The 18,993-nt window shown below is 72.5% G+C and carries 14 protein-coding genes; 5 read left to right on the forward strand and 9 right to left on the reverse strand.

The features are described 5' to 3' along the window. Nucleotides 1-8: 8 nt before the first annotated feature. From WMF24_RS14710 to WMF24_RS14720, 3 genes are all read right to left on the reverse strand, one after another. Nucleotides 9-1,178 (reverse strand): acyl-CoA dehydrogenase family protein, encoded by a 1,170-nt coding sequence (locus WMF24_RS14710; protein ID WP_437737026.1) that lies wholly within the window; start codon nucleotides 1,176-1,178, stop codon nucleotides 9-11. 61 nt (nucleotides 1,179-1,239) lie between these two features. Next, a complete protein-coding gene (locus tag WMF24_RS14715; RefSeq protein ID WP_437737027.1) occupies nucleotides 1,240-2,700 on the reverse strand; it encodes a serpin family protein in 1,461 nt (486 codons plus the stop codon). A gap of 156 nt (nucleotides 2,701-2,856) precedes the next feature. After that, nucleotides 2,857-3,756: a hypothetical protein gene (locus WMF24_RS14720; protein WP_437737028.1), complete on the reverse strand. Its 900-nt coding sequence runs from the start codon at nucleotides 3,754-3,756 to the stop codon at nucleotides 2,857-2,859. A gap of 399 nt (nucleotides 3,757-4,155) precedes the next feature. On the opposite strand from WMF24_RS14720, the gene WMF24_RS14725 reads away from it, so the two are divergent. Beyond that, nucleotides 4,156-5,760 (forward strand): alpha-amylase family glycosyl hydrolase, encoded by a 1,605-nt coding sequence (locus WMF24_RS14725; protein ID WP_437737029.1) that lies wholly within the window; start codon nucleotides 4,156-4,158, stop codon nucleotides 5,758-5,760. A 16-nt stretch (nucleotides 5,761-5,776) separates the two neighbouring features. Here WMF24_RS14725 and WMF24_RS14730 read toward each other — a convergent pair whose 3' ends face one another. Then, nucleotides 5,777-6,511 (reverse strand): glutathione S-transferase family protein, encoded by a 735-nt coding sequence (locus WMF24_RS14730; protein ID WP_437737030.1) that lies wholly within the window; start codon nucleotides 6,509-6,511, stop codon nucleotides 5,777-5,779. A gap of 64 nt (nucleotides 6,512-6,575) precedes the next feature. After that, a complete protein-coding gene (locus WMF24_RS14735; protein ID WP_437737031.1) occupies nucleotides 6,576-8,252 on the reverse strand; it encodes an aminotransferase class I/II-fold pyridoxal phosphate-dependent enzyme in 1,677 nt (558 codons plus the stop codon). A gap of 464 nt (nucleotides 8,253-8,716) precedes the next feature. On the opposite strand from WMF24_RS14735, the gene WMF24_RS14740 reads away from it, so the two are divergent. The 4 genes from WMF24_RS14740 (at nucleotide 8,717) to WMF24_RS14755 (ending at nucleotide 13,793) form a co-directional block, all read left to right on the forward strand. Further along, nucleotides 8,717-10,078 (forward strand): sigma-54-dependent transcriptional regulator, encoded by a 1,362-nt coding sequence (locus WMF24_RS14740; protein ID WP_437737032.1) that lies wholly within the window; start codon nucleotides 8,717-8,719, stop codon nucleotides 10,076-10,078. 170 nt (nucleotides 10,079-10,248) lie between these two features. After that, nucleotides 10,249-11,568, forward strand: a complete 1,320-nt coding sequence (locus WMF24_RS14745; RefSeq protein ID WP_437737033.1) for a PhoH family protein — start codon at nucleotides 10,249-10,251, stop codon at nucleotides 11,566-11,568. Nucleotides 11,569-11,772: 204 nt separating this feature from the next. After that, a complete protein-coding gene (locus WMF24_RS14750; RefSeq protein ID WP_437737034.1) occupies nucleotides 11,773-12,828 on the forward strand; it encodes a tyrosine/phenylalanine carboxypeptidase domain-containing protein in 1,056 nt (351 codons plus the stop codon). Between the two features lie 752 nt (nucleotides 12,829-13,580). Continuing rightward, nucleotides 13,581-13,793, forward strand: a complete 213-nt coding sequence (locus WMF24_RS14755) for a hypothetical protein (RefSeq protein ID WP_437737035.1) — start codon at nucleotides 13,581-13,583, stop codon at nucleotides 13,791-13,793. Nucleotides 13,794-13,941: 148 nt separating this feature from the next. On the opposite strand, the gene WMF24_RS14760 is transcribed toward WMF24_RS14755, so the two are convergent. The 4 genes from WMF24_RS14760 to WMF24_RS14775 form a co-directional block, all read right to left on the reverse strand. Continuing rightward, the gene (locus tag WMF24_RS14760; RefSeq protein ID WP_437737036.1) at nucleotides 13,942-16,134 is read right to left on the reverse strand and encodes a RecQ family ATP-dependent DNA helicase; all 2,193 of its coding nucleotides are present in this window, start codon (nucleotides 16,132-16,134) and stop codon (nucleotides 13,942-13,944) included. Nucleotides 16,135-16,305: 171 nt separating this feature from the next. Beyond that, entirely contained in the window at nucleotides 16,306-16,989 is a 684-nt protein-coding gene (locus WMF24_RS14765) for an oxidoreductase (protein WP_437737037.1), read from the reverse strand. 335 nt (nucleotides 16,990-17,324) lie between these two features. Next, nucleotides 17,325-17,840 (reverse strand): NUDIX hydrolase, encoded by a 516-nt coding sequence (locus WMF24_RS14770; protein ID WP_437737038.1) that lies wholly within the window; start codon nucleotides 17,838-17,840, stop codon nucleotides 17,325-17,327. Nucleotides 17,841-18,322: 482 nt separating this feature from the next. After that, on the reverse strand, nucleotides 18,323-18,904 hold the full coding sequence (locus WMF24_RS14775) for an FxsA family protein (protein ID WP_437737039.1): 582 nt from the start codon (nucleotides 18,902-18,904) through the stop codon (nucleotides 18,323-18,325). Nucleotides 18,905-18,993: the final 89 nt, after the last annotated feature.

Consider the following 18,993-nt stretch of genomic DNA (forward strand, 5'->3'; position numbering starts at 1 on the left):
GCGCGACGTCAGGTCCAGTAGCCGGTGGGGCGCCCGAGGAGCGCGGCGCCGGCCTGGCCGAACCACCCCTCCGCGGCGGCGGCGTGCTGAGAGAACGTGTGGATGTCCCGGAACCGCCGCTGGAGGGACGACGCATTCCGGGCGGCGCCGCCGCCTCCGGCGTTGTAGCAAGCGTCGACGGCCCGCGCGGCAACCTCCGTCACCCAGGCGAGGGCGCCCGAGATCCGCGGCGCCATGGCCATGGCGGCCCCGGGGTTGTTGACGCACGCGTCCCAGAACTCGTCGGCCGTGTCGCGGAGCAGGGCGCGGGCGGCGCGCACGCTCATCTCGGCGCGGCCGAGGTGCACCTGGAAGACGGGCGAGCCCGCGAGCTCGGCGCGCGCATACAGCCGCTTCTTGCCCGATGTCGCGAGCGTCACGGCGTCGTCGAGCGCCCCCTGGGCGATGCCGACAGCGACGGCGCCCATGTGCAGCACGAAGTGCTGCACCGGCGCGACGAAGCTCGGGCCGGGCACCGACGGCTGGCCCTGGAAGATGTCGACGCTGTTCTCCGCCGGGCAGAACGCCCCTTCGACAGCGATGTCGTGGCTGCCCGTGCCGCGCAGGCCGAGCACGGACCAGGTGTCGAGGATGCGCACCTCGCCCGCCGGGAACAGCATGCCCCGCATCTCGGGTACATCACCCCCCGCCCCCATGCGCGGGCGGCCGCCGTCCATGATCACGCAGTTCCCGAACAGCCAGTCGGCGTGCTGGCAGCCGCTCGCGAAGCCCCAGCGCCCCGTGACGCGGTAGCCGCCCTCGGTCGCGTGGGCCTCTCCCTGCGCGTTGAACGCGCCGGCGATGATCACGTCCGGCCCGCTGGCGTAGACGGCGTCGAAGCGCTCGCGCGACAGGAGCGCGAAGAGGGGCGGGCTCTCCGAGCCGAGCATCACCGTCCAGCCGGTGGCCCCGTCGGCGCGTGCGAGCGTCTCCAGGACATCCATCCCCGTGCGCAGGTCGACGTCGTAGCCGCCGTGGCTCCTCGGCAGGAACATCCGGAAGCAGCCCGCGGCCTTCAGCTCACCGAGCAGGTCCGCCGGGAGGCGCCGCGCCTCGTCGAGCTCCGCTCCGCGCGCGGCGATCGTCGGGGCCAGGTCACGGACGGCTTGCAGCACCTTCGCGGCGTATTCGTTGGTCATCGTCGTCGTTCGCTCCTCGACATCGAGGAGTATCGGGGCGCAGCGAGACCGGCAAGACGGCTCATCCCCGCGGATCGGTCACGCGGCCCATGAACAGCACGGCGCCGGTCGCCACGTCGCGGATCAGGAACGCGAACGGGCGATCCGCGCGGAACACCTGCGGCGGCGCCGGGGCCGCCCGCGTCGCCATGGCGACGCCGGTGGCGGCGGCGGCCTCGGTCCCCTCCTCGTTGACCTCCACGAACGCCTTGTGGCGCACCTGGGAGATGAAGAGCTGCTCCGCCCGCGTGATCCCGGAGAAATCGGCCTTCGTGTCGTCGAACGCGAGCGGCATTCCCAGCTCGCTGAGCGCCTTCGACAGCTCGAACTCCGCGGTCATCTTGAAACGTGGGAGCGCCACGTCGACGCGCGCCGGCTGGAGCGCATCGACATACCCCTTGAGCTGCCCGGCCGAGAGGCGCTGCTCCACCTTCGGCAGCCCGTCGGCCTGCGAGGGCAGGATGACGACCATGGCCAGCGGGCGCTCGGGGTTCTGCGCCTCGTACGCGAGCTCCAGCACCGAGGCGTCGGCCGCCTGCCCGAGCCTCGCCTGGAGGGTCTTGCGCATCATCGGCACCGCCGGCGCGGTGCCGGGCTTCACCGTGAACGGCTCGTTCTTCGTGGCCTTCTTGTCGAAGGGGGTCGCCCACTTCCCCTTGAAGTAGATCGCGTTCGTGAGGACGAGCCGGGTGAGCGCGGTGACGCTGTTCGGCGGCATCAGGTCCTTGATCTTCGCGTTCGTCTGCTGCTCGACCCACTGGTTGATCCGCGCGCGCGCCTGCTCGCTCGCGCCCTTGAAGTCGACGAGCTCGATCCCGGCCCCGTAGTGCTGCTGGGTGGTGCTCTGGAACGCGGGCTCGAGCGTCAGCCCGGCCTGGCCCCACAGCCGGTTGGCGATCCGCAGCTCGGGCGCCCTGGGGCCTGTCGCCTGCGTGAGCTCCTTGACGAGCCCGCCGAACGCGGGGTGCAGCGCCTCGGGCGGGAGGGTGAACTCGAGCGTCTTCGCCATCTGGGCCGCCGTCTCGCCGCGGGCGCCGGCGTAGGTCATGGCGAGCGCCGTCGAGATGCTCGCGGGGGAGAAGAAGAGCTTGCCCGTCGTGGCGGCGAGCTTGCCGTGGAGCCGCTGCGCGAACGCCGCGTTCGCGTCGGCAAAGCTCGCCGGCGTGGGCTGCTGCGCGCCCTCGGGCTGCGCCTCGGGCGGGGCGGGCTGGCTCGGCGTGGGCGCCGGCGTCGCGGCGGCCGGCGCGGCGCCGGGGCAGACGTGCTCCCAGCGGCACGCGCCGCCCTCGGCCCGCGCGCACTGCGGGGAGGCGGTGGATCCGTCGTCGCAGATGCGGGCGATCTTCGCGAGCGGACCGCAGTCTGCGGGCTGGCACGCGGCGGCGCCCGGCTCCGACGCGGGCAGCGGGACGTTGCTCTGGGCCTGGCATCCGAGTCCGAGGAGGCTGCACAGCGCGGTGGCGAACAGGAACCTTTTGGCCATGCCGCCTCGGTACCAGCGCACAAGGGCGCTGGGAAGCCGTTCCGAGCCCGCGGGCGGCGCGCGAGAGACGGCCCCGGTCGCGCGCGTCCGCCCTGCGCGGAGGCGGCGTGGAGGGGGCCGGGGCGCGACGGGCCCTCCGCGCGACCCGGCGCCACTTCAGAAGTTGTGGATGAAGGTGAACCGGCCAGCGAGCTTGTCGCCGAGCTGGCTCTCCGCCTGCGTCTCGTAGCCGAGATACAGGAGCAGCTTGTTTCCCGTGCCGTAGTTCAGGCCGATCGCCCCGCCGATCTGCAGGCTGGAGAGGCCGGATTCATCGACGCTCGCCTCGTTCACATCCGCCGTCGCCGGGTCGTCCGCGATGTTGATCTCGTTGGCCTCGATCGTGAGCTCCAGGTGCGGGCCGATGCCGAAATCGTCGGTCGGGTAGAAGAGGAGAAAGTCCCGCGAGTAGAAGTAGTCCGACGCTGTCTCGTTGAACATGCTGGAGAACGAGCCCAGGATCCACGACTCGAAATAAACGGGCTTCGCGTCGACGTAGGTGAAGAGCTGCGGGGCGACGAGCGCCGCCGGCTGCTGCGTGAGGAAGTTGAACGCGAAGCCCACCATCGGGTTGAGGGTGACCGGGCCGAACGTGAAGGCGGGGCCGATGTCGAACTCCGCGGTCCCGAGCAGCGGGGTGATGTAGATGTCGCTCGAGAGGCTGATGGGGCCGAGCTGGTGCGAGGCGCCGGCCCAGAGCTGGAGACCGAGGTTGTCCATGTCCATCCGGAACCAGCTCGCGATCGGGCTCGGCTCGGCCTTCGGCTCGCCGACCGGCTCGGCGGTGCCCGGCGCCGGCGGGACGGGCGCCGTGGCGCCCGCGTCGCTCGCGGGCGCGGGCGCGGTCGCGGTCGGCTCCACTGTCGGCGCCGGCGGGGTCGGCTCCGCCGGGGGCGCTGCTGCGCCCGGATCAGCCGGGGGCGGCGCGGGATCCTGGGCCCACGCGGCCGGGGACGCGAGCAACCCCGCGACGCAAGCGAGCGCCGCGCAACATTTCCCCATACCCTTATCCATCATTGAACTGCCTCCTCTGCGCAACATGGCGTGAAAGCAACATGAAACGTGCGTGCAACATGCAACGTAACGGCAGCGGGAAGACACTAACGTAGTGGTGAGCAAATACGCAAAGGTGATGTGCACGGGCGCGAGCGATAAACGTCGTGCCCGCGACGCGCCGTGAGCGAGGCGGCGCGCTGGCCACCTGCGCTGCGGTCCCGGCGGCGCCCGCCACGTGCGCTGCGGTCCCGGCGGCGCGCCCGCGGGCCCGCCGCTCGGCCACGGCCGCGGGGGCCTCGCCGGGCGACGCCGAGCTGCCCTGTCGAGCTTGCCGGGCGCGGGCGGGCAGCGCGGCGCCCCCGTGGCGCCGCCATCGCGTGCTATCGTCGCGTCGCGACAGGTACCAACGGGGCGCGCGACATGCTCGATGCACGCTGGTGGCAGCGGGGGATCGTCTATCAGATATACCCTCGCTCGTTCATGGACTCGAACGGTGACGGCATCGGCGATCTGCGCGGGATCCGGTCCCGCCTCGACCACCTGGCGTGGCTCGGCGTCGACGCGATCTGGATCTCTCCGATCTACACATCGCCCATGGCCGACTTCGGTTACGACGTCTCGGACTACCGCGGCGTCGATCCCCGCTTCGGCACGCTGGACGAGTTCGATGCGCTCGTGCGCGACGCGCACGCCGCGGGCCTCAAGGTCATCCTGGACTACGTGCCGAACCACACCTCCGATCGGCACCCCTGGTTCGTCGAGTCCCGCGCGTCGCGCGCGAGCGCGAAGCGCGGCTGGTACATCTGGCGCGATCCGGCGCCGGACGGCGGCCCGCCGAACAACTGGCTCAGCGAGTTCGGCGGCCCCGCGTGGGCGTGGGACGCCGCGACGGGCCAGTATTACTACCACGCGTACCTGAAGGAGCAGCCGGACCTCGACTGGCGCAACCCCGAGGTGCGCGACGCGATGCTCGATGTGCTGCGCTTCTGGCTGGAGCGCGGCGTGGACGGTTTCCGCGTGGACACCATTCACCACCTCATCAAGGACAGCGAGCTCCGCGACAACCCGCCGAACCCCCACTGGAAGCCCGGCATGCCGCCGCACCGGAGGCTGCTCCGGCTGTACACGACCGATCGCCCCGAGGTGCACGAGGCCGTCGCCGCCATGCGCCGCGTGCTCGACGCGTACGACGATCGGGTGCTGATCGGCGAGGCCTACCTGCCGTTCGATCGGCTGATGGCCTACTACGGACAGGACCTGTCCGGCATGCACCTGCCCTTCAACTTCCACCTGATCGGCGCGCCCTGGGACGCGCGGGCGATCGCGGAGATCGTGCGGGAGTACGAGGCGGCGCTGCCGCCGGGCGCGTGGCCGAACTGGGTGCTCGGCAACCACGACAAGCCCCGCATCAGGAGCCGTATCGGCGCCGCCCAGGCGCGCGTCGCGGCGATGCTGCTCCTCACGCTCCGGGGCACCCCGACGCTCTACTACGGCGACGAGATCGGGATGAGCGACGTCCCGATCCCGCCCGAGCTTGTCCAGGACCCGTTCGAGAAGAACGTGCCCGGCCTCGGCGTCGGGCGCGATCCGGAGCGCACGCCCATGCAGTGGGACGGCGGCCCGAACGGCGGCTTCACGACGGGCGCGCCGTGGTTGCCGCTCGCGGCCGACGCCGATCGCACCAACGTCGCGGCGCTGCGCGCCGATCCGCGGTCGATCCTGTCGCTCTACCGCGCGCTCATCGCCCTCCGGCGGGCCGAGCCGGCGCTCGCCGTCGGCAGCTACGCGCCGATCGTCGCGGGCGACGACCTCCTCGCCTACCAGCGAGCGCGCGACGGCCGCCGGCTCGTCGTCGTGCTCAACCTGTCCTCGCAGCCGCGCCGGATCGAGCTGCCGGGCGGCGCCTTTGGCGGGCGCATCCTGCTGGCCACGGGCCTCGACCGAGCCGGGGAGCGGCTCCCGCCGATCGCCGAGCTGCGCCCGGATGAGGGCCTCATCGCCGAGGCCAGCGCGGCGCAGGGCTGAGGGGCCTGCGCGCCGCTCAGTGGAGGTGGTCTCGGTAGAAGCCGTCCCGGAACTCGAAGAAGCGGGCGAGGTCGGGGTGCTCGGCGATGCTGTGCACGGACGCGCCCGCGAGCGCCGGCTGGAAGAGGTGCCGCGACGGCGGAAACTTGATGGGGTGTACGAGGGTCACGGCGGCGATGTCGGCGAGCGACGGCTGGTCGCCGACGAGATACCTCGAGGTCTCGAGCCGGGCGCAGAGGTCGGCGAGCGTGGCGCGCACGGTGCTCTCCGCGTCGTCGAGCCGCCGCTGGACGGGCCCGAGCCGCGCCTCGGCCAGCGGGAGGACGGCGGCCAGGGCGCGCAGCCCGAGGCTGACGAGCGGCGTCGTCGCGGCGCCCAGCGCGTCGAGGTACCGCTCGTCGCGGACGGCGTGGCGCACCCAGACGAGCGGCGCGCACCTGCCGAGCGCGTCGTCGAGCTGCGCCTCGAGTGCGAGCACCTCGAGCCGCGCGCTGGGGTCCTCGGGGAGCAGGCGCGGGCGATCGGGGAAGGTGCGCTCGAGGTAGAGGGCGATCTCGGTGGAGTCCGCGACGACCGTGCCGTCGTGCTCGATCACGGGGAGCTTGCGCTGGCCGGAGAGGCGGTAGATGGCGATCTGCTCGGGACCGGGCCGGTGATCCACGATCCGGTACTCGAGCCCCTTGAAGTCGAGCGCCGCCCGGGCCTTCTCGGAGAAGTGGCTGAGCGGGAAGCGGTGCAGGACGATCGTCATCGCTCCCCGATACCACGGGCGGCGTCGGGCGCAGAGCCGCCCGGGCCGCCCGCCCGTGACCCGGCTAGATGACGCCGAACTTCTTGCCGACCTTCTCGAACGCCTCGAGCGCGTGATCGAGGTGCTTGCGCTCGTGGGTCGCCATGTAGCTCGTGCGGAGGACCTGCTGCTTGGGCGGGACGCCCGGGGTGATGAACGGGTTCACGTAGAGGGAGTAGTCGTCGAGGAGCGACTTCCACATCATCACGGTCTTGAGGTCGTCGCGGATGTAGATGGGGATGACCGCCGTCTCGGTCTTGCCGAGCTCGAAGCCGAGCCGCTGCAGCTCCGTGCGCATGTAGGTGAAGTTCTCGCGGAGCTTCTCCTGGCGCCAGGGCTCCTCCTGCATGACCTCGAGCGAGGCCATGGCGGCGGCGACGCAGGGCGGCGCCGCGCTCGCCGCGAAGAGGAAGCTGTAGGCGAAATGCTGAATGTAATCGAGCACCTTGCGCTCGCCCACGAGCCAGCCGCCGATCGAGGCGAGCGACTTCGAGAAGGTGCCGCCGATGAGGTCGACGTCCTTGCCGAGGCCGAAGTGCGCCGCGGTGCCGCGGCCGCCCGGGCCGATGACGCCGAGGGCGTGCGCGTCGTCGACGAGGAGCCGCGCCTTGTGCTTCTTCACGACCTCGACGATGCCGGGCAGGTTCGCGATCTCGCCCTGGGCGCTGAAGACGCCGTCGGTGATCACGAGCGCCCCCTCGGTGTCGGCGATCTCGGACAGCGCGCTGTCGAGCGCCGCGGGGTCGCTGTGCTTGTACCGCACCATCCGGGCGCCGGCCGCCTGCGCGAGCCGCACGCCGTCGTAGATCGACGCGTGATCGTCCTTGTCGATCATCGCGACGCTGCGCTTGTTGCTGAGGAGCGCCGAGATGGTGGCGATGTTGACCTGGTAGCCCGTGGTGAACACGAGCCCCGCCTCCTTGCCGTGGTAGGCGGCGAGCTTCTCCTCGAGCTCGTTGTGGAGGCGCATCGACCCGTTCACGAGCCGCGAGCCGGTCATGCTCGTGCCGTACTTGTCGATCGCCTGCTTCGCGGCCTCCCGCACCTTCGGGTGGGTCGTCAGCCCGAGGTAGTTGTTCGAGCCGAGCATGATCACGGTCCGCCCCTCGAGCTGGGCCTCGGGGCCGTTGTTGAAGTCGAGCGGTCGGAAGAACGGGTAGACGCCCATGGCGCGGGCGTTGTCCGCCGTCATGAACTTGTACGCCTTCTCGAACACGTCGCGCCCGCCGATCCGCGACAGCGACGTCCGCGCCGCCATCTGCGTCGCGAGCTGCTGCTCGGCCGCCGCCGCGACGTAGGTGCCGGCGCCGTTCGCGCCCGCGCCGTTGGCCGCCCCGTTCGCGCCGACGCCGTTCACGTGCGCGCGCGCGGCGGCGGGCTGCGCCCTGGCGCTCACCGTCTCCTCCACGGTCGACAGCCCCGCGCCGCCGGCGGCGGGTCGGGAGGGCGCCGCGCGGGCCGGGGTCGCCCCGTGGACGCCGGCCTCGTCGTCGAGCGCCGGGTCGATGTTCGGGAGCGCGTGCCCGTTGAGCAGGATGTCCCACGCCTCGGCCGCGCGCTCCCGGGCGGCGCGCAGGCGGTTCTTCGCGTCCATGACCCCGGTGGCGAGCCGCATCACGCGATCGTTGCTGACGACACGGACGACCGTGCTCGACGAGGCGAGCTTCTTTGCTTGGTCGACCAGACGATCCTTCATGCTCATGCCGTGGCTCCTCACGCGATCGGTTAAGGGACGCAGTCCTGCCTGCGAAAGCCGCGCCGGCGTCGTCCGGGCCGCGCGCGGCCCTGCTCGATCCCGGTGCGCGTCGCCGCTAAAGCAGCCTGCGCGACAGGCGTCAACTGGCACGGCCGCCGCCCGCACGACGTCACCGCGGCGCCGCGCAGCGCATCGGCCGCGCAGGCGCATCCCGACTCGCGCAGCGGGCTTCGCGCGGTGCGCGACGTCCTTCGCAGAGCCCGCCCGCCTCCCCCGCGCGCCGTGCCCGCACCCGGGCGCGCCGAGGGCCGCACCGAGCCGCTCCGAGGGCCGCACCCGGGCGCGCGGGCGGGCCTGTACCCGGGCGCGCCGCCCGCGAATGGGCGGCAGATGGGCGCACCGCGGCATGGGCCGAGGTGCAACTCATTGCGGAGTGCTGCGCGCCGGTGTAGGAAAAGTTTTCAGGGTCTATGCGCCGTGTCCTGGTCGTTGACGACGAAGAAAACCTGCGCCTCGTGGTGCGCACTTTCCTCAAGCGAGACGGCTATGAGGTCGAGGCGGTCTCGAGCGGCGAGGAGGCGCTCGCGATGGTCGAGACGTTCGGGCCCGACGTCATCCTCACCGACGTGCGGATGCCGAAGATGGGCGGGCTCGACCTGCTCGCGACGCTGAAGGCCAAGGGCAACGAGGCCACCGTCATCGTGATGAGCGCCTATGGCAACATCGACCTCGCGATCGAGGCGATGAAGGCGGGCGCCTACGATTACATCCAGAAGCCGTTCAAGGCCGAGGAGGTGCTGCTCACGCTCCGCAAGGCCGAGGAGCGGGAGGCGCTGCGCCGCGAGAACCGCGCGCTCCGCCAGGAGATCCGGCGGGAGAACTTCTTCGAGGAGATCCTCGCGAAGAGCCCGCCGATGCAGGCGATCTTCAAGACGATCGCGAAGGTGGCCGAGTACAAGACCACGGCGCTCATCACGGGCGAGAGCGGCGTGGGCAAGGAGCTCGTGGCCCGGGCGATCCACCGGCGATCGGGCCGGCGCGGGGGGCCGTTCGTGGCGGTGAACTGCGGGGCGATCCCGGAGAACCTCCTGGAGAGCGAGCTCTTCGGGTACAAGCGGGGCGCGTTCACCGACGCGATGAACGACAGGGCGGGGCTGTTCGAGCAGGCGAACCACGGCACGCTGCTGCTCGACGAGATCGGCGAGCTGCCGCTGTCGCTGCAGGTGAAGCTGCTCCGGGTGCTCCAGGAGGAGACGATCCGCCGCCTGGGGGACAACCGGGACATCAAGGTCGATGTCCGCATCCTGGCGGCGACGCACCGCGATCTCTCGGCCGAGACGCAGGCCGGCCGGTTCCGGGAGGACCTGTTCTACCGGATCAACGTGCTCCCGATCGCGATCCCGCCGCTCAGGGAGCGGCGCGAGGACATCCCGATCCTGCTCGACCACTTCCTCGCGAGGAACAACGCGCGGTTCGGCATGAACATCCGCGGCTTCGAGCCCGAGGCGCGCCGGCTGCTCCTGGAGTACCGGTGGCCGGGGAACGTGCGCGAGCTGGAGAACACCGTGGAGCGCGCCATGGTGCTCTGCGAGGGCGAGCGCATCGGCGAGGCCGACCTGCCCGACCGGATCCGCGAGGCGCGCGACCCCATCCAGATGCAGCTCACGAGCGGGGAGCTGTCGATCAAGAAGACGTCGCGCGTGATCGAGGAGATCCTCATCCGGCGGGCGCTCCAGAAGACCAAGGGCAACCGGACCAAGGCGGCCGAGGTGCTCGAGATCAGCCACCGGGCGTTGCTCTACAAGATCAAGGACTACCGGATCGATCTCTGACCGCCACGGACGCCCGGAACATGGCGATCCGGCCGAGGCGAAGGGCGTGATTTCCCCGGATGTCGGGGAGGGGCGCCCGCCGATCAACGGGTGACGACATCCGGGGGCGGGCGACACAACAGCTCCCTTGCGCCCGTCCCTCCAGGGGGGTACGTCGTCGCGCCCCACCCATGAAGAAGAATTACGTTCTCGACGCGAACGTCCTGCTCCACGACCCTCACGCGATCTTCAAGTTCGAGGACAACGACGTCATCATCCCGATCTACGCGATCGAGGAGATCGATCAGTTCAAGCGGGAGGGCTCGGAGCGCGGGCGCAATGCGAGGACCATCGCGCGGCTGCTCGACGAGGTGCGCGGCGCCGGCACCCTCGCGACAGGCGTGCTCCTCGAGAGCGGCGGCACGCTGCGGATCGCGATCCCGGAGCGGCGGCCGGAGCTGCTCGTGGGGCTGGAGTCGGGCTCGCAGGACAACGCCATCCTGCAGACGGCGATGGACATCCGCGACCGGCACAAGGACCGGCCGACCATCTTCGTGACGATGGACACGAACCTCCGGATCCGCGCCGACGCGCTCGGGATCCCGGCGGAGACGTACGAGAACCAGCGGGTGCACGACCCGTCCATCGAGCAGTCGGTGGTCGAGCTCGAGGTGCCCGGCGCCGAGGTCGACGCGTTCTTCCAGAACGGCTTCCTCGCCGGCCCCAACCTCGCGGAACTCTTGCCGAATGCGGCGGTGCTCCTCCGCGACGCGGGGGCGCCGAGCCACACGGCGCTCGGCCGCTTCGACGCGGCGCGTGGGCAGATCGTCGCGCTCCGCGTGGGGCGCGAGGGGGTGATGGGCGTCCGGCCGCGCAACAAGGAGCAGGCCTTCGCGCTCGACCTGCTGCTCGACGATTCCGTCCGGCTGATCACGCTGGTCGGCAAGGCGGGGACGGGCAAGACGCTGCTGGCGCTCGCGGCGGCGCTCAAGCGCACGACGGAGGACAACGCCTACAGCCGGCTGCTCGTGAGCCGGCCGATCATGCCGCTCGGGCGCGATCTGGGCTTCCTTCCGGGCGACGTGGACGAGAAGCTGAACCCGTGGATGCAGCCGATCTTCGACAACCTCGAGTTCCTCTTCTCGAACGGGGGCACGAAGCCGGGGCGCGACGCGCGCGGCTTCGTGGAGCTCCTCGAGAGCGGGCGGATCCAGGTCGAGCCGCTGACGTACATCCGCGGGCGCAGCCTGCCGCACCAGTACCTCATCGTGGACGAGGCCCAGAACCTCACCCCGCACGAGGTGAAGACGATCATCACGCGGTGCGGGGAGGGGACGAAGATCGTGCTGACCGGCGATCCGCAGCAGATCGACAACCCGTACGTGGACCACGCGTCGAACGGCCTGCTCGTCGTGGCCGAGCGGTTCAAGCGCGAGCGCATCGCGGGGCACGTGGTGCTCGCCAAGGGCGAGCGCAGCGAGCTCGCGGAGCTCGCGGCGAACCTGCTCTGAGGCGGGAAGCACCGGGCGCGCGGCGCGATGGCGGGGCGAGCGGGAACAGAGCGAGCGGGGGCGGGGCGAGCTGGCACCGAGCGGGCGGGGGCGGGGCGAGCTGGCACCGAGCGGGCGGGGGCCGGGTGAGCGTGAAAGGAGCGGAGGAGCGTGGCGCGGCGTCCTCGGGCTAGAGCGGCGGAGCCGCCTGCACCGCCGGCCTGGGTGCCGGACGCGGACCGGCTCCTCGGCGCGGCGGCGCGGCGGATCCGCGTCGTGGGCGCGAGCACGCCGGTGAACCTCGTCGAGGAGCTCGCGCGGCTCGCCTCGTCGTGGGGGCGGAGCGGCGGCGAGGTGCCGCGCTTCACGTACGCGCCGGCGCAGGACCACAGCGACGTGCGGAGGGCGATGGAGACGGCCGCCGAGCGGCTCGCGGAGCAGGGGGAGCTCGGCGCTGTGTACGCGGGGCGCGCCCGCGAGCTCGCCGCGGAGGCCGCCATCTGCGAGGCCGCGGGCGGGGCCGGGTGCTGGGCTGCCGCGCGCCTGCGGTACGCGGCGCGCGACGCGTTCGACGAGGAGGCGGACGCGCTCGCCGCGGCCTGGGTCGAGGAGGAGGCGGGCGCGGCGGCGCGCGACGAGGCGCGGGTGCGGAGCGACGACGCGCGCGCGCCGGGGTCGCTCGTGTCGCGGATGCGGCGCGAGATCGGGGCGCGGCGGTTGCCGCTGCGGGTGGTGATCGCGGACATCGCGCCGCTCGCGGCGACGGGCGACGGGGTGATCCAGATCGCGCGGGGCCGGATGCTCACGCGCGAGGACGTGGAGCGCACGGTGCTCCACGAGATCGAGGGGCACGCGGCGCCCGGCTTGCGCGCGGCGGCGCTGCCGCTCGGGATCTTCGCGATCGGGACGGCCAACGGCGGCGACGATCAGGAGGGCTGGGCGCTCGCGCGCGAGCGCGCCGCGGGCTACCTGGTCGGCGCGCGCCGGAGCGAGCTCGGGCTGCGCCACCTGGCCGCGAGGAGCGTCGAGCGCGGGGCTGGCTTCGTCGAGACGGCGCGGCTGATCGAGGCGCACGGGGCGCGCTCCACCGGGGACGCCCTGCGCATCGCGGCGCGCGTCCACCGGGGCGGCGGCCTGGCGCGGGAGGTCGTCTACCTGCCGGCGCTGCTGCGGGTCGAGGCGCTGCTCCTGGCGCAACCGGCGCTCGGCCAGGTGCTCGCGTCGGGAAGGGTCTCCGTGACCGCGGCAGCGTCGCTTGCGTCCTGGGCACGGGTGAGCTGACCGACCGAGGTTGAGGCCGACCGAGGTTGAGGCCGACCGAGGTTGGGGTCTCGCCGCAGACCGAGGTTGAGGCCGACCGAGGTTGAGCCGACCGAGGTTGGGGTCTCGCCGACCGAGGTTGGGGTCTCGCCGACCGAGGTTGGGGTCTCGCCAGGTTGGAGTCTCGCCGAGGTTGGGGTCTCGCCGAGGTTGGGGTCTCGCCGAGGTTGGGGTCTCGCCGAGGTTGGGGTCTCGCCGAGGTTGGGGTCTCGCCAGGTTGGAGTCTCGCCGAGGTTGGGGTCTCGCCGAGGTTGGGGTCTCGCCGAGGTTGGGGTCTCGCCGAGGTTGGGGTCTCGCCGAGGTTGGGGTCTCGCCGACCGAGGTTGAGGCCGACCGAGGTTGGGGTCTCGCCGCCGACCGAGGTTGAGGCCGACCGAGTCCGGGGTGAGCGGGGAGCTGGCGACCGGGTTGCCGGATTCGTGCCGGAGGTTGGGAAGCCGGGAAGAAAATTCCGATCATCCCCCGAACTTCATGCCTTCCCGCGAAGCCTATCCAGTGAAATGGAGGTACCGCCGGTCAGCGAGCGGAGGGAAAGGGGGCTGCGTGAAGGGAAGGATCACTTCAGCCGTACGAGCACGGCATGGAACGCGCTTGTCGTGTCCGCCGGGAAGCAAGGTGTCCCGCGCGCGGGGTCTCGATCCCGTCGACAGCGCGCCGCGCGGAGCCGGCTCCGGGAGGACACGGCACGGAGAGGCCAGCGGGCGGAGGGGGACATGAACTCGAAGAAGACCATGGAGCGGGGCCCGAGGCGGGCGCCGAGGGGGAGCGAGGCCCCGACGGTGGTCCTCAAGGGCGACCTGCACGTCGTCGACCTCGGCGCCGGCGTGATGCTCGACGTGTTCATCAACGTCGAGGGCCGGCTCACGACGTTCGTCAGCCTGGACGGCCAGCTCATCGCCGAGCTCCGCGTCGCAGGTCACGCCTGAACGGAGGCGACGCCGCGTCGACCAGGGCAGCGTGGAGAACGGCGCAGACGCCTCCAGCGTCCTCCCGCCCTCCCGCGCCCTCACATCGCCCCGGGCGCCCCTTCGCGCGGACCCCGCCGCTCCCCGCGCCCGAGCGCCCCTCCGGCGATCACGGCCCCGAGAACTCCCGCACCACGCGCAGGATGCCCTCCCCATAGCTCGAGATCTTCGCCTGCCCCATCCCGCGCGCGAGCGCGAGATCGTCCAGCGACACGGGCCGGATCCGGGCAATCTCGCGGAGCGTCCTGTCGTGCGCGATGATGTACGCGGGCAGCGCCTTCTCCTTCGCGAGCGCGGCCCTGTGGGCGCGGAGCGCCTCGAACAGCGGGACGTCCTGCTCGTCGAGATCGGCGTCGGGCGCCGCCTCCGCGCGCGAGGCGGGCAGGGGAGCGGCCGCTTCCGGGGGCGCCGCGCCGGCGTGGGGCGCTGCCGCCCATGACACGGGCGCGGCCGCCTCCGCGCGCGCGCGCCCGGAGGCCGCGGCCGTCGCCGGCGACGGCCGCGCGGCGGGCGAGGGGCCCGGCGCCGCGCGGCGCAGCGGCCTCCGGCGCGCCGCGGGCAGCGGGAGCCGCACCCGCGCGGGCACCTCGCCGCGCATCACGCGCCAGCCCGACGGCGTGACGAGGGGGACGGGGAACTCGCCGGTGGTGAGATCGATCCAGCCGTTCGCGAGCAGGACCCGCAGGATCGACATCGCCTCGTCGTGGCTCTTCTTCTCGAGGACGCCGAACGTGGAGAGCCGATCGAGCCCCATGCGGCGGACGCGCTCGTTCGACTCGCCGACGAGCATGGACGCGATCGCCTGCATCCCGGCGCCGCCCTTCGCGCGCGCGACGCCGGCGAGCGCGCGTCGCACGAGATCGTTGTCGCGGGCGAGCGCGGCGGGGTCGCTCGCCTCGAGGGCGTCGACCTCGAGGCAGACGTCGCAGTGGCCGCAGCCGCCGAGCGACTCGGCCTCGTCGCCGAAGTAGCGAAGGATGAAGTCGTGCCGGCACGTCGCGGCGTCGATGTAGCGGAGCAGCTCGCGGAAGAGCCCCCAGGCGCGCGCGGCGTCCTCCGGGTTCGCCTCCACGCCCCCCTCGCCGAGCTGGCACAGCCGGCGGCGCAGCGCGATGTCCGCGGGCGCGAAGAGCAGGAGGCCGCGCGCCGGATCGCCGTCGCGGCCGGCGCGCCCGACCTCCTGGTAATAGCCCTCGATCGACGACGGCGGCTGGGCGTGCACGACGAGGCGGACGTCGGGGCGATCAATGCCCATGCCGAAGGCGTTCGTCGCCACGACCACGGACAGGCTGCGGTCGGCGAAGCCGGCCGACAGGCGCGCGCGCGACTCGGGGGCGAGGCCGGCGTGGTACGCCTCCGCGTTCCAGCCGGCGTCGCGGAGCGCCTCGGCGAGCCGCTCCGCGCCCTTGCGGGTCGCGGCGTAGACGATGCCCGCGCCGCGGGGCCGACCCGGGTCGCCGAGGGCGTCCGACAGCGCCCGCGCCGCGCGGCGCCCGGCCTCGCGCGGGCCGTCGACCGCGGAGACCTGGAGGTGGAGGTTGGGCCGCGCGAACCCGCGCAGGATCACCGTGGGCGGCGGCTCGTCCGACCCGCGCGACGCGCGCGCCCCGCCCTCGTCCTCCGCCTCGCCGTCGCCTCCGGACGAGGGCAGCGGCCAGCCGAGGCGGCGGATGATCTCGTCGCGCGCGTCGGGGGTCGCTGTCGCGGTGCAGGCGAGCACCCGGGGCGGGCGGAGCCGCGCGAGCGCGGCGCCGATGCGCAGGTAGTCGGGCCGGAAGTCGTGCCCCCACTGCACGATGCAGTGCGCCTCGTCGATGGCGACGAGCGACAGCCGGCTCGCGGAGAGCGCCTCGAGGAAGCCGTCGAGCGCGAGGCGCTCGGGCGCCGCGTAGACGAGCTTGTACTCGCCCCGGCGGAGGGCGGCGAGGCGGCGGCCGTTCTCCTCACGCGAGAGGCTGGACGCGACGAACGTGGCCGGGATGCCCCGCGCCTCGAGCGCGCGCACCTGATCTTCCATCAGGGAGATGAGCGGGCTCAGGACGAGCGTCGTTCCGGGCAGGGCGACGGCCGGGAGCTGGTAGCAGAGCGATTTGCCGCCGCCGGTCGGCGCGACGACGAGGACGCGCCCCGCGCCCCCGAGCAGGGCGTCGATCGCCTCGCGCTGCCATGGCCGGAACGAGGCGATGCCGAACCGCTCCGCGAGCACCGCGTCGATCGACGGGGGCGCGCCCTCTGGAGGGCGCAGCAGGGAAGGGGTGAGGCGCTCGATCGGGATCGACAAGGGGGGCTCCGCGAAGACCATGGCGGCGGCCTCCAGCGAGCGCCGTGCCCGCCGCCAGCCCTAGCACTTCCGCGCGCTTGCGTCGCGGCAGGGGTGGCGGCGCCATGGCGGCCTCGGGAGGCCCCGCGCCGGCCGGAGCGAGCGGCGACACGCCTGTCCGGCCGGGCGCAGGGCGCGGCCCGGGGGCGGCGATCAGGCCTGGACGACGCCGATGCCCTTGGCGAGCGTTTCCATGTCGTCGAAGTGATACACGTGGCGTCCGGGTTTCCCCTGGAGCGCGGCCGCGACCATGGCGCCGGCGACGGTCCTCGCGTCGATCGGCCGGTACCTGCGCAGGCCGCCCTTCATCGTGAACCGGAGCGTCTGCGCCGCCGCGACGCCGATGGCCTCACCCCTCCTGACCTCGCCCCGCTCGCCGAGCAGCAGGCTCGGGCGCATGACGTGCACCGACGCGAAGCTCGCGGCGGAGAGCTCCTGCTCGAGCTCCCCCTTCACGCGCAGGTAGAAGCTGGTCGAGCGCGGATCGGCGCCCACGGAGGAGACGATGACGAGCTGCTTCACGCCCGCCTTCTCGGCGAGCCTGGCGACGGTGATCGGGTAACGATAATCGATCTGATAGAAGGCCTCTTCGGAGCCGGCCTTGGCGATCGTCGTCCCGAGCGCGCAGAACACGTCGGTGACGCCGGCGAACTCGGCGCCGTCCAGCTGGTCGAAGTCGACGATGCGCTGGGAGAGCCGCGGATCCTCGATCGCGGCGGGGCGGCGCAGCAGGGCGACCACCCGCGCGTACGCGGGCTGCTGCACGAGGAGGCGCAAGCAATGGCCGCCGACGAGGCCTGTTCCTCCCACGATGAGGGCTGTCTTGTCGACCGTCATGAGCTCCATGTCCCTGCAGAATCGCCTGCGGAGAGAGCGCCGCCGCGGGGATCCACAGCCGTACCGCGCAGCGTAACCGAAGCCGCGCGTGAGCGATAGCGATCGTCCGACCAGCGCAGAGCGCGGCGCGCCCGGGTGACAGCGAGCGTCCGCCCGCGCAGCGCGGCGGCCGGCCTGGGCCACCGCGATCGTCCATCGCAGCGCGGGGCCAGCCTGGGCGATGGCGGCCGACCGCGTGCGGCGCGGGCGGCCAGCCTGCGCGGAGCACCCACGCTTCCTTCCTTCGTGTGTGCGGGCTCTACAGCCGCCTGGTCGCGCAGCGCGGCGCGCGCTGCTCACGCGGGGATGGGGCTGACCTTCTGGGAGCTCTTCGTCCTTTGGGCGTGGAACGCCTTGACGGCCATCGGGATGACCTGTTCCCGGTGCTTGGGAACCATGTTGTTCGGGAGCTGCTCGACGGGCCACCAGGTGCCCGTGGCCGGGACCTCGGCGAGCTTCGCCTGATGGACCCGGGACAGCATCCAGCCGCGCGCTGCGGCCGAGAAATAGTCGCCGATGAACGTGAAGTCGGAGATCGCCACCCCGACCCGATCGAGGACGTGCTCGGGCTGCTCGCCCGGCGAGAGGACGCTCCCGGGGCAGCCCCACGCGCCCGGCTCCGACTCCGATGCTCCACGCTGGGTCAAGAGCACCTCCAGGGCGCCGGAGTCGGCGTTCTTCCGGAGGCACACGGCGTCCGCGGCGAGGTGGATGGGGAGCCGCGAGATGGCGTTGATGAGCGAGCTGCCGATCGGCTCCCTCGGATCGACGTGCCCGAGCAGCCAGTCGGCCACGGACTTGAAGAGCCTCATCGGGTCACCCCCCTCGACAGCGTGAGGTGGGGCCGCCGGCTCGTCGCCCGCCGGCGCGGCTCAGGGCTGGACGCCGTGCCAGAGCCGTTCGTCGTGCCGCTCCCCGAGCGGCGCGGTTGGGTCGATGGGATCACGGTTCGAGCTGGATCTAGCATAGGGTGTTGCGCTGGGGTCGTTGTGCGTTGTCACGTCGCGTTGTACGGGCTCAGATCTTCATGTCGCTTCTCCTGAGTTGTCGGATCGCTCCGACGACGTTGAGGAGCCTACAATAGGCTTTGTTTCTTTGTCGTTTCATTCGTGCAGCCCGATCGTGAATCATCAACTTGTGTTGTTGATGGCGCTGTTGCTTGCGCGTTTCGCGAGCTGCTGACGCGGGCGTGGAGGCGTGGAAGGGAGGTTGTCGGAGAGGCGACGAAGGAGCGTTGATGCCCCGGGGGCGGCGAGCGCGGATGGGCTCGCCGGGGGTCTGCGTCGCCGGGGCGTCAGCGGGGCAGTCGTCGCGTCGTCTGGTGTGCCGGTCCGCCGGGCGCGTCGTCGTCGGTCACCTCCGCCGCCTCGACGTCGATGACCTGCCCCGGCGGCGGAGGTCGCCAGGACGGCGCGCCGGAGCGCCCGCCGAACGGCGCGCCGCCGATGTCGATGACCCGCATGCTGAAGAACGTGCCGGCGCCCGGGCCGCCTCCGCCGAACCCCGCGGCGCTCGCCGCCACCCGCTGCTCGAGCCGGGCGCGCACCAGCGCCGCGATCCGGCGGCGCGTGGGCGGCAGCAGGAGCAGGATCCCCGCCAGATCGGTCAGCACGCCCGGCGTGACGAGCAGCGCCGCGCCGAGGAGCACGAGCAGCCCTCCGGTGAGCCCCTCGTCGGGGATGCGGCCCTCCGCCATCGCGCCCCGCCAGGCGGCGAGCACCTTGAGCCCCTCGCGCTTGCCGAGCGCCGCGCCGAAGACCGCCGTTCCCAGCGCGAACGCGACGGTGGGCCAGAAGCCGATGAGGTCGCCGATCGAGAGAAGCAGCCAGAGCTCCACGATCGGGACCACCGTGAAGAGCAGGATGAGCTTGCCCATGACCCCGTCTAGCGCCGCCCGCCGCGCGGCGCACGCGGCATGGCCGCGCGCAGTCATCCCTCGCGGCCGGCCGCTCCGCCGCGGATCCC

It is taken from the genome of Sorangium sp. So ce1335, assembly GCF_051521615.1.
Classification (GTDB): Bacteria; Myxococcota_A; Polyangia; order Polyangiales; family Polyangiaceae; genus Sorangium.